Here is a 15,179-nt window from a genome sequence, read left to right on the forward strand (position 1 = left end):
TTTTTAGGACTTAGCCTTAGGTTTGCTATGATTTATTTTTCTTTAGAATTTAGCATTTTAATGATAGTGTTTTTTGCCTGCTATTGGTTTTTTAAAGATAGCTTTAGACTGCAAAATGCTATGATTTTGGGTTTTTCTTATTGTGTTTATAGTTTGATTAATCCGCTTTTTTCGCTAATTTTACTTGTTTATACCTTTTTTATTCATTATTTTGCCCTTTTAATTTTTGTGAGGCGTAAAAAATACATTTTTTTAACTTGTCTATTTTTTATAATTTTAAATCTTTGCGTGTTTAAGTATTTCCCTAGTATTAAGGGTGATTTGGATACGCTTTTATTTTATCTTGGTTTGGATTTTATTAATTTTGATATTATTTTTCCTATCGGTATAAGTTTTTATGTGTTTAATTCTATAACCTATCTTGTCAGCGTTTATAAAAATCATAAGCTGGTAAGCTTTTTTGACCTTGCTTTTTATCTTTCTTTTTTTCCAACATTGCTTTTAGGTCCTATTATGAGGAGCGATTATTTCTTCTCTCAAGCCCATCAAACGCGTGAATTTAAAAATGCAAATCTTATCATCGTTTTGCTACTTTTTGGGATTGTTAAAAAGGTTTTGATTGCGAATTATTTGGGGATTTATGCAAAAAAGATTCTTAATGACCCAGATTCTTATAATTTTGCCGAGCTTTTAAGTGCGATTTATGCTTATGCGGTGCAAATTTATTGTGATTTTAGCGGTTATGTGGATTTGGTCTGTGCTTTTGCTTTGATGTTAGGTTTTGTTTTGCCGATAAACTTTAATATGCCTTATCTTGCGAGAAATCTTAAGGATTTTTGGGCGAGGTGGCACATTAGTCTTTCGACTTTTATAAGAGATTATATTTATATTCCTTTAGGGGGTAATAAAAAGGGCTTAGTTAGGACAAATGTTAATATACTTATCGCTTTTATACTTTCTGGAATTTGGCACGGAAATACGATTAATTTTCTCATTTGGGGTATTTTGCACGGCTTTGGAGTTGTGTTTTTGCATTTGGTAGCTCTCACGCCTTTTAGTCTTAAAAAATTTGCCTTTGTGGGGCGTTTTATAACCTTTCATTTTGTTTGTTTTGCGTGGATCTTTTTTTATTATAAGGACTTAAATGAAGCTCTTGATTATCTTAATTCTTGCTATGAGAATTTTTTCTTACCTTTAAAATATGAGGATATTTATATTTTAATTGCCTTTGTAGTGCTTTTCATCACCTATCCTTTGTTTATTAATTTTAAGGATTATTGTGTGAGAATTTTAAATCTTACGCCGTTTTTGCTAAAGCCTTTCATCATCGCTTTTATTTTACTTTTGGTGTTTGCTTTTATGCCAAGCGGAATGCCTGAATTTATTTATTCGAGTTTTTAATGCAAGTTATTAAATTTTTATTTATCTTGATTGTGGTTTTTGTTTTGGTCGTTTTGGTGATGAATAAAAGCATTAGTTCTTATTTAGAGCAAAAATATCACATTATTTTTTATCCACAAAATGACATTTTAAACGAAGCAAATGCCTTAAAAGTTAAGCTCGAGCAGGTGCGTATGATCTTGAGTAATGAAAGCATAAGCACAGAATTTGAAACGGAAAAAGAAGAAAATTTAAATGTCAAAGAAGAGCAGAATTTAAGCCTAGCTTTAGAAAATCCTGAAGCTATCATAGAGCCTGAAGCAAATATTAGTTTTATTGATAATACCAAATTTGAAATTAGCCTTAATGAGGAATTTTTACTCATAGGCGATTCTTTAATGCAAGGCGTTGCGGTGGCGTTAAACAAGGACTTGAAAAAATTAGGCTTAAAGGTTGTGGATTTAAGTAAGCAAAATACAGGACTTTCCTACAAGTCCTATTTTGACTGGGCTAAGGAGACGACTAAGACCTTGCAAAATAATAAAAATATTAAATATTTGGTTGTTTTGCTTGGGGCGAATGACCCTTGGGATATTAAAAAGGGCGGAATTTATCATCATTTTAATTCTAAATCGTGGCTTGAAATTTACACCCAAAGGGTTGATGAAATTTTAAAAATCGCCACAGAACACAATATAAAAGTTTTATGGTATGAAATCCCCCCTGTAAAAAAGGAGGATTTAAATAAAAAACTTAGTATTTTAAATCAAATTTATAGCCAAGAAATCTTAAAAAATAAGGGCATTTTCATTAACACTAAGCTCTTTTTTAGTAAAAATGACGCTTATTCAGCCTATATCAAAGATGAAAATAATAAAAGCATTAAAGTAAGAAGTGATGATGGGGTGCATTTTACGCCAAGTGGAGCAAAAAAAATGTCAAAACTTCTGCTTGAATATATCAAATTAAAGGACAATAATGCGAGTTTTTAGGCTTTTGATTCTTATTTTAAGCCTTAGCTTAAGTCTTAAGGCGGATTTAAATGAAGAAATTGAAAGCATTTTAAAGCAAAGTACGGATTCTAAGGCTTTTAAAAATTATGTTGCAAAAAAAGATCTTAAAAAACTTGAGAAAAAATACAAAGCAAAAAAGGACTTTGGCATACGAATTTACGGCGATTCTCATATGGCGGCGGATTTTTTCCCTAGAGTGATAAGGGATTATTTATTACGCTCAAATGCCGTTGGTTTTGCCTATGCTTTACAACCTAAATACCAGCAAAATCTTAATTTAACTTATGAATTTAAAAATTTTAGTCTTTTAAATTCTAAAAATGATAAGCAGCATAATTACCCCTTAGGAGGTATCATTGCAAGAGCCGATAAAAAGGGTGCCATAATTAAATTAAATACTAAGTTAGAAACAAAGGAATTTAAGGTCGGCTTTCTTTTTAAAGCTCCATTTTCTCAAAATGCTTTTAGTGTAAAAGATGCGAAAGATAAAAGCTTTATTCTACGCTCAAATGTTAAGGATAAATGGTCGTATAAAGAAGTCATTTCCACTTTTCCCTTAAAAATCACTGCCTTACAAGAAAAAGCCGAGCTTGGAGGCTATTTCATAATGGATAAAAATGAGCGTAATATCTTCTTAGATACCATAGCGATTAATGGTGCAAGAAGCAATTTGTGGAAAGACTGGAATTTAGATGTTGTAAAAAAAGAATTAGGCGTTTTAAAAAATGACTTAATTATTCTTGCTTATGGCTCAAATGATGCCTTATTAAAGGACTTTAATGCAGTGGAATTTAAGAAAAATTATAAAGATTTTTTTAAAATTTTAAGAAGAGAAAATAAAAATGCCATTTTTATGCTTATCTCCCCTCCAACCGTAACGCAAAAAAAGGGTAAAAACTATATCTTAAGCCCTAATTTTCATGCTGTTAAAAAGGCTATTTATGAATTAGCTAAGGAGGAAAAAACGCTTTTGTTTGATATGCACGAATTTATGCAAGAAAGTGGCACTAAAGCCCTTTGGATAGAAAAAAAACTTTCTTTAAAAGATGTGCATTTAAGCGTTAAGGGTTATGAGCTTATGGCGAAAAAAATGCTTGATGAGCTTAGAAAATTTTTTGATTAGTGAAATTATTTTAAGGAAAATAGATGTTATTAATTGCGATTTTATGTCTTTATACAGCTTTTTTTGCTTTGATTTCTTATCTACAAATTCGTTTTTTGGAGCAAGAAAGAGAGAAAAAAGCAGAAATTTTAAATGAGGAAGAGTATAAAAGGGCGGCAGATATTGCCATTGAAAATGAAAAATTTGAACTTTTTTCTAATTTTTATAGCCTTATCGTCAATATAGCTTGGCTTGGCTTTGGCTTTGCTTATCTTAAAAGTCTTTTGATTAGCGAAAATTCAAAGCTTGAAAATACCTTATTTTTATTAGCTTTTTTGGTGCTAATGGCTTTATTTAATTTGCCTTTAAGCATTTATAAAGATTTTGTGAAAAATAAAGCACAAGGCTTTTCAAATATGAGCGTGAGCCTTTTTATAAAAGATAGTTTGAAATCTTTAGCCTTGCTTCTTATCTTTGGTTTTGCAATTATTTATGTTTTGCTTTTATGCTATGAATTTTTAGGAGCTTTATGGTGGCTTGGGGCTTTTGCTTTTTCTTTTTGTGTGATTTTAGTGATCAATCTTATTTATCCTACTTTAATCGCCCCACTTTTTAATAAAATGCAAAAGCTTGATGATGAAAATTTATTAAGTAAAATTGAAAATTTAATGAAACAGTGCGGCTTTAGTGCAAACGGCGTTTATGTCATCGATGCAAGTAAGAGAGATAAGAGGCTTAATGCTTATTTTGGCGGACTTTTTAAGAGCAAAAGAGTGGTGCTTTTTGACACGCTTTTAAAGGCTTTGAGTGAAAAAGAGCTTTTAGCCGTTTTGGGACACGAGCTTGGACATTTTGTGCATAAGGATATTTTAAAAGCCCTTATAAGTGGAGCTTTGATGCTTTTTATACTTTTCTTTCTTTTTGCTAATTTGCCTGAATTTTTTTACACTCAAAGTGGTTTAGAGGGCGTTAATGCAGGCGTTTTTGCTCTTTTGCTTATTTTTGGCTCTATTTTTACTTCTCTTGTGTTTCCTTTACTCAATCTTTTAAGCCGTAAAAATGAATTTGCGGCTGATTTACACGGAGCAAAATTAAGCTCAAAAGAAGATATGAAAAATGCCCTAATCGCCCTTGCAAAGGAAAATAAAGCCTTTGTGAAAACAAGTCAAATCTACACTATTTTTCATCTTTCACATCCTAGCATTAGCGAGAGACTTAAGGCGCTTTCTTGAAAATTAAAGAGGCTTTAAGTCTTGCTAAAATAGAGCTTAAAGAAAAGGCTAATGAGGCTTTATTTATCTTATGTGAGCTTTTGCAAAAAGACCGCACTTGGCTTTTTTTAAATGAAAATTTGGACTTTGATGAAAGAGAGTATTTTGAGCTTATAAGGCGTTTTAAGGAGGGTGAGCCTTATGAATATCTTTTTAAAAAAGCAGATTTTTACGGCTTGGAATTTTACATCGAAAAGGGCGTTTTAATCCCGCGTTATGATAGTGAAATTTTACTCGTTAAGCTTTTGGAATTAGCCCAAAAAGAAAAATTACAAAATGCCCTTGAAATAGGCTTTGGAAGTGGAATTTTAAGCATTATTTTGGCTAAGAATTTAAAGCTTAATATTAAGGCTTGCGATATTAATGAAAAGGCTTTAAAAATCGCCCTTAAAAATGCTAAAAAACATGAAGTTTTAATCGATTTTGTTTTAAGTGATTTTGAAAAGCTAGAATTAAGAAAGGGAGAATTTGATTTAATTTTTTCTAATCCTCCCTATATTAAAAATTCCTATCCTCTTGATAAATGGGTGCAAAATGAGCCTAAAAACGCTCTTTTGGGGGGAGAGAAGGGTTATGAAATTTTAGAAAAAATCATCATCTTTGCTTATCAAAAAGAAGCGAAATTTCTAGCCTGTGAATTTGGCTATGATCAAAAAGAAATTTTAAGTCAAATTTTAGAAAAATACAATTTTAAGGCTGAATTTTTTAAAGATGAAAATGGCTTTGATAGGGCTTTTGTGGCAAAAAGGATTGAAATTAGCTAAAATGCCAACTAAAAATAAAGGATAAAAATGCAAATCATAATGTTAAAATCCAAAATTCACCGCGCAAGTGTGAGTGAGGCGAGGCTTGATTATGTGGGGAGTATTAGCATAGATGAGGAGCTTCTTAAAGCAAGTGGAATGCTTGAGTATGAAAAGGTGCAAGTGGTTAATGTCAATAACGGCGTAAGGTTTGAGACCTATACCATAGCGACTAAAGAAAAAGGGGCGATCTGTCTTAATGGTGCTGCGGCTAGACAGGTGCAAGTGGGTGATAAAATTATCATTATGGCGTATGCGAATTTAGAGGAGAAAGAATTAAAAGAGCATAAGCCTAAGGTTGTTTTTGTTGATGAAAATAACGCCATTACTAAAATAAGCCATTATGAAACGCACGGAGAATTGTTTTAAATTCACAAAAAATTCACTTTAGCCAAGTAGAATAGACACATCAAGGTGGAATAATGAAGAAAAAATTAATTGCTAGTTTGCTTATTTGTATCGTGCTGTGTTTTGGAATTTGGGTTTATTTTTATTTTTCTGCGGAAAAAGTGGAGTATCTCACGCAAAAAATTTCACGCAAAAATATCTCTCAAACCATAGAAGCTGTGGGTAAGGTCTATGCTAAAGAGCAAGTTGATGTCGGCGCGCAAGTTAGCGGACAAATCATAAAACTTTATGTTGATGTGGGGGATAGGGTTAAGCAGGGAGATTTGATTGCTCAAATTGATAAGGATAAGCAGCAAAATGACCTTGACATCACTAAGGCTAGACTTGAGAGTGCGAAAGCGAATTTGGAAAGTAAAAAAGTCGCCCTAAATATCGCTTCTAAGCAGTATGTAAGAGAGCAAAAGCTTTATGATAAAAAGGCGACTTCGCTTGAAAGCCTTGAAACGCTTAAGGATAATTATTTTGCCCTTAAGGCGTCTGTGGCGGCTTTAAATGCGGAGGTGATTGAGCTTGAAATCACGCTTAAAAATGCACAAAAAGATTTGGATTATACCATTATCACCGCTCCTATGGATGGAGTGATAATCAATGTCGCGGTTGATGAGGGGCAAACTGTAAATGCAAATCAAAATACACCGACCCTTGTAAGAATTGCCAATTTAGAACAAATGGAAGTGAAAATGGAAATCGCAGAAGCTGATGTGAGTAAAATTAAAATCGGCACTAAGCTTGATTTTTCTTTACTTAGTAATCCTGAAAAAACTTATGAAGCACAAATTGCTAGCATAGACCCAGCCGATACGCAAATTAGCGATTCAAATTCGCAGCAAAATAGCTCCAATAGTTCAAATTCCACGAGTAATGCCATTTATTATTATGCGAAATTTTTTGTGGATAATAAGGACGATTTATTGCGTATAGGTATGAGCATACAAAATGAGATTGTGGTCGCTCACGCACAAAATGTCCTTGCTGTGCCAACTTATGCGATTAAAAATGATAGTGGGGGCTATTTTGTCGAAATTTTAGAAAAGGATAGGGTGCGTAAGGCTTATGTCAAGCTTGGTATAAAAGATGCGTTAAATACCGAAATTTTAGACGGCGTGAGTGAGGGAGAGAATTTAATCATCTCTTCAAGTCTTGAAGCCTTAGCTCCAGCGATGAAATTTGGATTTTAATGATAAAGCTTGAAAATATCAGCAAAAAAATAGGGCAAAATACTATTTTAAAGCAGATTAATTTACAAATAGAAAAGGGCGAATTTGTCGCTATTATCGGGCAAAGTGGGAGTGGAAAAACTTCGCTTTTAAACATTATAGGAACGCTTGATGAGCCAAGTGGAGGGCGTTTTTTCTTTGAAAATTATGAGCTAACAAATTTAAACAAGGACGAAAAGGCAAGATTAAGGCGTGAGAAAATAGGCTTTATCTTTCAGCGTTATAATTTATTACCTCTTTTAAGTGCGAAAGAAAATGTCGCTTTACCAAGCGTTTATGCGGGTAAAAAAAGCGAAGAGAGAAATCAAAGAGCCACAAACTTGCTTGAGAATTTGGAACTTTCTCACAAAATAAATTCTAAGCCTAATGAATTAAGTGGCGGACAGCAGCAAAGAGTGAGCATTGCTAGGGCTTTGATGAACGGCGGAGAGTTAATTTTAGCTGATGAGCCAACGGGAGCACTTGATAGTAAAAGTGGGGTAATGGTGCTTGAAATTTTACAAAAGCTCAACACTCAAGGACACACCATCATACTTGTAACGCACGATCCAAAAATCGCCGCAAAGGCAGGGCGTGTGATAGAGATAAAAGACGGCGAAATTTTAAGCGATACTAAGCAAAATTCAAAGATGAGAGAATTTGAAATCAAAACGATGTTAAAGGAAAAAAAGAGTTTCAATTTGCTTAAAAATCAAGTCTTTGAATGCTTTAAAATCGCCTATTCTTCCATTATAGCACATAAGTTAAGATCGCTTTTGACTATGCTTGGTATTATCATAGGCATAGCCTCTGTGGTTTGTGTAGTCGCACTTGGACTTGGCTCACAAGCTAAGGTTTTACAAACGACTTCATCTCTAGGCACAAATACCATAGAAATAAGACCCGGACGGGGTTTTGGAGATTTGCGTTCGGGAAGAACAAGGCTTAATTTTAGCGATTTAGAAACGCTAAAAAGTTTGGAATATTTAGAAGCTGTTGAGGCGAGTGAGGGGACTTCTGGGGTGCTAACCTACACAAACAAGTCTTTAAACGCAAGGGCTGAGGGTGTGGGGGTAAATAGCTTTAATATGGACGGCTTAAAGCTTGAAGTGGGGCGAATTTTAGACGAGAAGGATTTAAGTGAGAGTGCTAATGTGGCTGTGCTTGATTTTAACGCGAAGAAAAACATTTTCCCTAATGTAAAAAGTGAGGAGCTTTTGGGTAAGATTGTGATTTTTAATTCCACGCCTTTTAAAATCATAGGCATTTTACAAAAAGACACGAGGCGTCCTATTAGTGATAATATAGTCCGCCTTTATATCCCTTATACGACTTTGATGAATAAATTAACAGGAGATAGAAAATTAAGAGAAATCATCGTAAAAGTTAAAGATGATGTGAGTTCTAGCTTGGCTGAAAATGCTATTATAAGGGTTTTGGAGCTTAAAAGAGGGCAAAGGGACTTTTTCACTTTTAATATCGATAGTTTTAAAGAAGCCATCACGGCGAATAAACGCACAACGACCATTTTAACTATTTGCGTAGCACTTATTGCTTTAGTCGTGGGTGGTATAGGGGTGATGAATATTATGCTAGTGTCTGTGAGCGAGAGAACGAGGGAAATTGGCATAAGAATGGCAGTGGGAGCAAGAAGAGAGGATATTTTAATGCAGTTTTTAATCGAAGCTGTGATGATATGCGTTATCGGCGCTTTTATGGGGGTGGCGCTTTCTTTTGGAGTGATTTTTGTTTTTAATCTTTTTGCGAGTGATTTTTTGATGATATTTTCAGGGAGTGCTGTGCTAACTGGGCTTTTAAGCTCTGTTTTAATCGGGCTTATTTTTGGTTTTTTTCCTGCAAAAAATGCAGCAAATTTAAATCCCATTAACGCTCTATCAAAGGAATAAGATGAAAAAAATAAGTTTTTTGTTTTTAATGCTTTTGTTTTTAAGTGGGTGCGGAGCTAAGATAGAGCCTGTAAAAGAGGTGTTTTTAAGCGAAGAGGAGCTAAAAAAAGCAAATGTAAAATCCCAGTGGTGGCAAGCCTATGAAAATGCAAATTTACAAGAATTTTTAGCCTTTGTTTTGGAAAATAATAAGGACATTAAAGTCGCTAGAACTTCGCTTTTGAGTGCTTTGGCTAGGGCGGATTTGATTGATTATGATTTGTATCCTAGTTTAGATGGCACTTTAGGCTTTAATCGAATGAAAAATTTGCACAAAGGCACTAATAATAAAGGCTATTCTAATGGCTTAAATTTGAATTATGAGCTTGATATTTATGGTAAGATTTTAGATAGCGTGAGGGCGGAGGAGTTAAGAGCTAAGGCTAGTGCTTATGATTTAGCGAGTTTAAAACTAAGCGTTATTAATACAAGCTTAAATAGCGTTTTTAAATTGGCTTATTTTAATGATGTGAAAATAATGCTAGAAAATTATGTGAGCAATTTGAAAAAAATGAGTGAGCTTTATGCTCTAAAATACGAGCTTGGAAAGATAGAGGAACTTGACTTTTTAAATGTGGAGCAAAGTTTATTAAAAGCGCGTCAAAATTTGCTAACAAACGAGCAAAATCGTAATTTAATCCTTAAAAATTTACAAGATTTATTGGGTAAAAAGGAGGGCTTTTTTTATTTAAAGTATTTTGAAAAGGCGAGTTTGGAAGATTTTAAGCTTTTAAAGCCTGATTTTAACATACCCTTGCAAAGTTTAGCTTATCGTCCTGATGTAAGGGCAAAATTAAATGCCTTAAAAGCGGCTTTTAAGGATTATAATAGTGTCCAAAAGTCCATTTTGCCTAGCATTTCTTTAGGTGGTGCTTTAAGGGGAGAGGCTGAGGAATTTAAAGAGAGTTTTAAGCTAGAAATTCTAAGCGGTAATGTCCAAATTTCTTTGCCTTTTTTAGATTATGGTAGGGTAAGGCAAAATATCAAAATTTCGCAATTTGCCTACGAGGCTTTACTCTTTGAATATGAGCAGAACTTGCAAGGTGCTTTTAATGAATTTCATTTAGTGTTTAAGGACTATGAGAGCGATTTAAAGCTTTTGTCAAATTTAAGCTTGATTAAGGATAAGCAGGAATTTATCACAAGAGCCTATTTGCAAAAATATGAGCTTGGAAAGAGTGAGTTAAAAGATTATTTAGACGCTTCAAATGCCCTTATTAACGCAGAACAAGAGCTTTTAAGAGCGAGGTATAACCTATTAGAAACTATTAATTTATATTATCAAATCACAAGTTTAAAAGGAGAAGAAAATGAATTTTAAAGAAATGCTAGAAAAACGCCACGCGTGTAAGCTTTTTGATGGTAGGAAAATCCCAGAAGAGGATTTGAGATTTATCTTAGAAAGCGGAGTTTTAGCTCCTAGCTCTCACGGCTTTGAGCCTTGGAAATTTTTTGTTTTAAAAGATAGGCAAGAAGAGCTTTCCAAACTTTGCTTTAATCAGCAAAATGTCGCTACGGCTAGTCATAATATCATTTTAGTTGCTAGAAAAGATTTACAAGAAAAAGACGCCTTTGCAAGGTCGCAAATTCGCCGTTTTAGCGGAAGTAGCGAGGAAAATTTTCAAAAAATCTTACAAATTTACACACATAAAACTAATCAAATGAGCGATAAAGAGCTTTACCATTATGCTTCTTTGCAGTGCTATTTAGCCTTAATGCAAATGAGTTTAGCTGCCATTAGTATAGGTGTAGATAGCTGTATGATAGGGGGTTTTGAAAAAGAAAAAGTCGATGCATTTTTAAAACTTAAAGAGCCTTTTGAAAGTGCTGTTATTTTGTCTTTGGGCTATAAAAAAATGAGCCAAAATATGCTAAAATTCGCTTAAAATTTGATGAGGTGGTGGAGTATTTATGAGTTTGGAGCTTTTTAAAACAAGATATTCTTGTAGGAATTTTAAAAAAGAAACGATTGAAGATGAAATTTTGAAAGAAATTTTAGAGGTGGCTAGGCTAAGTCCTAGCTCTTTGGGGCTTGAGCCTTGGAAATTTTTAGTCATTAAGGACGCTAAAAAAAGAGAAGAATTAAGCCTCATAGCAAATCATCAAAGCCATGTAAAAAACGCTGCGGCTATTGTTATTATCGTTTCTAGGCTTGATTTTGCTGAGTATTTTGAAGAAAAACTAAAAAAGCGAAAGATGAGCGAAGAGGAAATTCAAAAACGCATTATGCTTTATAAGCCTTTTTTGCAGGGTATGGATGAAAGAGCTAAAATAGCCTATTCAAGAGAGCAAGCACACATTGCTTTGGCTGGGATTTTATATGCCGCAAATACCCTAAATATCGCTACTTGCACCATAGGAGGCTTTGATAGTGCTAAATTAAATGCTTATTTAAATTTGGATACTAAAAAAGAGCTTTCTACCCTAATGATAGCACTTGGTTATAATGATGATGAGGAAATTCAAGCTAAAAGTCGTTTTGAATTTGATGAAGTGGTGCGTTTTTTGGATTGAGAATTTGATGTTTTAACTCTTTATTTGCAAAAAATTTGTTAAATTTAAAAATTAAATTATGAAGGAAAATTATGAAAAAATTAGATCTAATCATCATCGGTGCTGGTCCAGCTGGTATAGGCTGTGCTGTGGAGGCAAAGCTTAAAAATAAAGAGCTTTTGCTTTTAGAAAAGACAAATTCGATTTGCCAAACCTTAGTGCAGTATTATAAAGATGGCAAGCGCGTGGATAAGGCTTATAAGGGCTGCGAGGGGACAAATTATGGACATATCCCTTTTGAGGACGGCACGAAAGAAAGCACCATAGTATGCTTTGAGGAGGCTTTGAAAACGCACAATATAGAAGTGGAGTTTAATAGCGAGGTTGAAAGCGTGAAAAAGCAGGAGGAAGGTTTTATCGTCCAAACGGCTAAAGAGGCTTATTTGTGTGATAATATCATCATAGCCATAGGGCGTATGGGTAAGCCTAATAAGCCTGATTATAAGCTTCCTATGAGCTTAACCAAGAAGATTAATTTTAACGCAAATTCCGTGCTAGGAAATGAAAAAATCCTTGTTGTTGGTGGGGGAAATTCTGCGGCTGAGTATGCTGTGGATTTAGCAAATCATAATAAAATCACACTTTGCTACCGCAAAAAAGAATTTACAAGGCTTAATGATATTAACCTAAAAGATATTATGGAGGCTGGAAATTCTGGTAGGGTTGAGCTGAAACTGGGCGTGGATATTAATGAGGTGCTTGATGAAGAGGGCAAGGCTAGGATTAATTTTAATGATAATTCTAGTGAGCTTTATGATAGGATAATTTATGCGATTGGTGGTTCAACCCCTCTTGATTTTTTACAAAAATGTGGTATCAATGTCGATGAAAAGGGCGTTCCTTTAATGGACGAAAATAAACAAAGCAATGTGAGTGGAATTTTCGTAGCCGGGGATATAGCGACTAAAAATGGTGCTAGCATAGTTACGGGTTTAAATGACGCTTTTAGAATTATGGAGCATTTAAAAGGCTAAAATTAATAAAATTTTGATGAGGTTAAGAGAGCATAAGGGTGGCTTTAGATCTTTATATCAATACTAACCTCCTTTTGTTCCATTTACCCGAACAGATCTTGCTTGTATTTCTTTGAATTTGGATTGAAGGCAAAAAAATCTAAATTAAGGAATTAATATGAGTATCTTTAGTATCAATGATAACTCAAACTATGGTTCTATACTTTCACAAAGTAAAGCTAATAAAGAAAGTAAAGAAAATTCTAAAATAAGTTTTGCCAATGCTTTTTTAAAACAAAATGCTAGTAAATTAAATGAAATTCAAAGTGCTAATTCACAAACTCTAATAAAAAGTGAAGTTTTAAATAGTGGCTCAAATTCCACTCTTGACACAAACTATGGCTTATTTAGCGAATTTCAAAATACCGTTCATACTCTAAGCAATAAAAGAGTCAAAACAAAAAGGTAAAATCTAAAAAACCTAAAATCAAACAAAAAAGAAGTCAAAAAGCAAATAAAAACTCATAAGGACACAAGCCTTAGCTTATATCCTTTAAAAAGTCTTATGCAGTCTTAAATTAGCAGTGTGTGATGTAGCACTTTCTCCAAAGAGGAATTTATAGCCTAAGCTTATATCTACTCCATAAGGATTTATCCACATAAAAGCTCCCCCTAATTGTGAATAGTATTTTGATGCTTCAAAATGATTGGTAAAGTTTTGATTATTGATTCTAGTTTGGGTATTGATTTCATTATTAAGATTGACCCTTACACCTCCATCAAGCTGAATGGCAACATTATCTTTTCTTTTAAACCAATTCAAACTTGCTGTTGCATAAGTGATACCATAAGTCATATCATCTAAGCTTTCTTTATAAGCTAATCTATCCCCTTTCATATCAAAGCCTTTTAACTTAGCTCCTACATGACCTATGCCTATTTGAGGAGTAAGATATTTACTATGATCTTGTAAATCATAATAAATAATAGAAGCTAAAAATACTCTAGCATCATAAGCATAGTTTTTTGCATCTCCTTGAGATTTAAAACCACTTACTGGTTCTCTTTCAAGATCTGCTTTAGTATAAGAGCCTCTTATATCCACTCCACCAAAAAGTTGTCCTATATGACTTTGAGCTAGTTCTATGCTATATTTTGAACCAAGTAAGAAGGTATCATTATTAAAATTAAAGACATCATCAGCTAAATTTGTTTTATTCTTTTCAACCGCACCATAAAGCATTAATAAGCTATTATCAAAATATGTATGTCCTCCTGCTAAGATACCAGAGCTTGTTCCATCTGCTTTTTCTGGTATATCTGTTAAATCTGTTTTAATCTTAGAATAATAAGGACGCACAAAGATATCAAAATTTGTATCAGGCTGGGTTCTTTTATATCTTAAAGAAGCACGACTAGCTTCATTTAAGAAAGAATCAAATAATAAAGAACGACGCCCTAATTGATTAATAAAGACTTGAGAGAATAAACCTGCCGCACCAAGATTAGAATTAAAGCGTGTGTCTACGGTTTGAGTGTATAGATTAAATTTCCCATAAAAGCCACTTTCTTTAAGTCTTTGTGAAAAGTCTGCACTTTTAATATAAATATTTCCAACCCCACCATTAGCAGCGCCTGATACTGAATTAGCTAAAGAAACACTTTTACCAATTTGTGTATCCTCACCCACTAAGCTTATGATAAGTTTATCTATGGCTACTTTTGCTTGAGTTTGATTAGCATTACTTGTATTTACAAGCTTAACAGTTGGATAGGTTTCTTGTGCTGTGATGGCTGTTCTTACTACACCAAAATTTAAAGTAGGAGTAGCACCATTTGCTATTTTAAAGGTAGAAACTCCATCATTATAGCCTATATTCATATTATCATTAATATTAATATTACCACTTCCACCTATTTCTATATCAGCAATTTTACCTTGCCCCGTATTATTTAGTTCAAAATCACCTGAAGTAATTTTAAGATTTTCAATAGTGCCTGAATTTGTGATCTTACTTAAAGTTCCATTATTAGTGATGTTTTGCATAGTGCCTGAATTTGTGATACTACTTAAAGTTCCATTATTAGTGATGTTTTTCATAGTTCCCTCATTATTAATCGCTTCTACGCTTCCACCACTATTAATAGTAATGTCATTACTTATCGTTCCGCCTTGCTTATTTTCAATTGTTCCCACTTTATTGCTTAAAGTTAAAGTGCTATTAAAAGTTCCAGCATTGCTGATTGTTCCTACTTCGCCTTTTAAATCAAGCGTTCCGCCCATCGTAGAATTTGCATTATTTGAAATGCCTCCTAGTTTGGAGTTTTGTTCTAGGGTAATGTTACTTGTGAAATTTGCGCCGTTTTGATTAACGATAGAGCCACTTACATTACTTGTTCCTGTGATGTTGATATTGCCCGTGCTAGCGTTAGTGCCTGAATTGACGATATTGCCATTTACCGTGCCATTACTCACGCTAATGCTTCCCATAGTGCGGTTATTAGTGATACCTCCATTAATAGTCCCGCTATTGATAGTTAAGGTTTGTATAGT

General features: G+C 33.6%; 12 protein-coding genes and 2 pseudogenes. 13 read left to right on the forward strand and 1 reads right to left on the reverse strand.

Going from position 1 to position 15,179, the window contains the following annotated elements; all coding sequences use genetic code 11:
* Positions 1 to 27: 27 nt before the first annotated feature.
* From NYG92_RS03760 to NYG92_RS03820, 13 genes and pseudogenes are all read left to right on the forward strand, one after another.
* A complete protein-coding gene (locus NYG92_RS03760; RefSeq protein ID WP_289233573.1) occupies positions 28 to 1,401 on the forward strand; it encodes an MBOAT family O-acyltransferase in 1,374 nt (457 codons plus the stop codon).
* Positions 1,401 to 2,372, forward strand: coding sequence for an SGNH/GDSL hydrolase family protein (locus NYG92_RS03765; RefSeq protein ID WP_289233574.1), 972 nt, complete (start codon positions 1,401 to 1,403; stop codon positions 2,370 to 2,372). The genes NYG92_RS03760 and NYG92_RS03765 overlap by 1 nt, the downstream gene beginning before the upstream one ends.
* Positions 2,359 to 3,516, forward strand: a complete 1,158-nt coding sequence (locus NYG92_RS03770) for a GDSL-type esterase/lipase family protein (RefSeq protein ID WP_270977952.1) — start codon at positions 2,359 to 2,361, stop codon at positions 3,514 to 3,516. Before NYG92_RS03765 ends, NYG92_RS03770 begins: the two co-directional genes overlap by 14 nt.
* 23 nt (positions 3,517 to 3,539) lie before the next feature.
* Positions 3,540 to 4,727 (forward strand): M48 family metallopeptidase, encoded by a 1,188-nt coding sequence (locus tag NYG92_RS03775; protein ID WP_289233575.1) that lies wholly within the window; start codon positions 3,540 to 3,542, stop codon positions 4,725 to 4,727.
* Positions 4,724 to 5,530, forward strand: a complete 807-nt coding sequence (locus NYG92_RS03780; RefSeq protein ID WP_289233576.1) for a HemK/PrmC family methyltransferase — start codon at positions 4,724 to 4,726, stop codon at positions 5,528 to 5,530. Before NYG92_RS03775 ends, NYG92_RS03780 begins: the two co-directional genes overlap by 4 nt.
* A 27-nt stretch (positions 5,531 to 5,557) precedes the next feature.
* Positions 5,558 to 5,938 (forward strand): aspartate 1-decarboxylase, encoded by a 381-nt coding sequence (gene panD / locus NYG92_RS03785; RefSeq protein WP_289233577.1) that lies wholly within the window; start codon positions 5,558 to 5,560, stop codon positions 5,936 to 5,938.
* 53 nt (positions 5,939 to 5,991) lie between these two features.
* Positions 5,992 to 7,155, forward strand: coding sequence for an efflux RND transporter periplasmic adaptor subunit (locus tag NYG92_RS03790; protein ID WP_289233578.1), 1,164 nt, complete (start codon positions 5,992 to 5,994; stop codon positions 7,153 to 7,155).
* On the forward strand, positions 7,155 to 9,080 hold the full coding sequence (locus NYG92_RS03795; RefSeq protein ID WP_289233579.1) for an ABC transporter permease: 1,926 nt from the start codon (positions 7,155 to 7,157) through the stop codon (positions 9,078 to 9,080). Before NYG92_RS03790 ends, NYG92_RS03795 begins: the two co-directional genes overlap by 1 nt.
* Before the next feature lies 1 nt (position 9,081).
* The gene (locus tag NYG92_RS03800; protein ID WP_289233580.1) at positions 9,082 to 10,440 is read left to right on the forward strand and encodes a TolC family protein; all 1,359 of its coding nucleotides are present in this window, start codon (positions 9,082 to 9,084) and stop codon (positions 10,438 to 10,440) included.
* Positions 10,430 to 11,034: pseudogene (locus tag NYG92_RS03805) on the forward strand (NAD(P)H-dependent oxidoreductase). The gene NYG92_RS03800 and the pseudogene NYG92_RS03805 overlap by 11 nt, the downstream one beginning before the upstream one ends.
* Positions 11,031 to 11,633: a nitroreductase family protein gene (locus tag NYG92_RS03810; RefSeq protein WP_289233581.1), complete on the forward strand. Its 603-nt coding sequence runs from the start codon at positions 11,031 to 11,033 to the stop codon at positions 11,631 to 11,633. Before NYG92_RS03805 ends, NYG92_RS03810 begins: the two are co-directional and overlap by 4 nt.
* Positions 11,634 to 11,704: 71 nt before the next feature.
* Positions 11,705 to 12,646, forward strand: a complete 942-nt coding sequence (locus NYG92_RS03815) for an NAD(P)-binding domain-containing protein (RefSeq protein WP_289233582.1) — start codon at positions 11,705 to 11,707, stop codon at positions 12,644 to 12,646.
* A gap of 157 nt (positions 12,647 to 12,803) precedes the next feature.
* Positions 12,804 to 13,076, forward strand: a pseudogene (locus NYG92_RS03820) (Cj0814 family flagellar-dependent secreted protein); the annotation flags it as partial.
* Positions 13,077 to 13,178: 102 nt separating this feature from the next.
* Here NYG92_RS03820 and NYG92_RS03825 read toward each other — a convergent pair.
* Positions 13,179 to 15,179, reverse strand: a 2,001-nt coding sequence (locus NYG92_RS03825; protein WP_432264798.1) for a hypothetical protein, incomplete at its 5' end; no start/stop codon positions are given.

Origin of the sequence: Campylobacter felis, assembly GCF_030250085.1 — a bacterium.
GTDB lineage: Bacteria > Campylobacterota > Campylobacteria > Campylobacterales > Campylobacteraceae > Campylobacter_D > Campylobacter_D upsaliensis.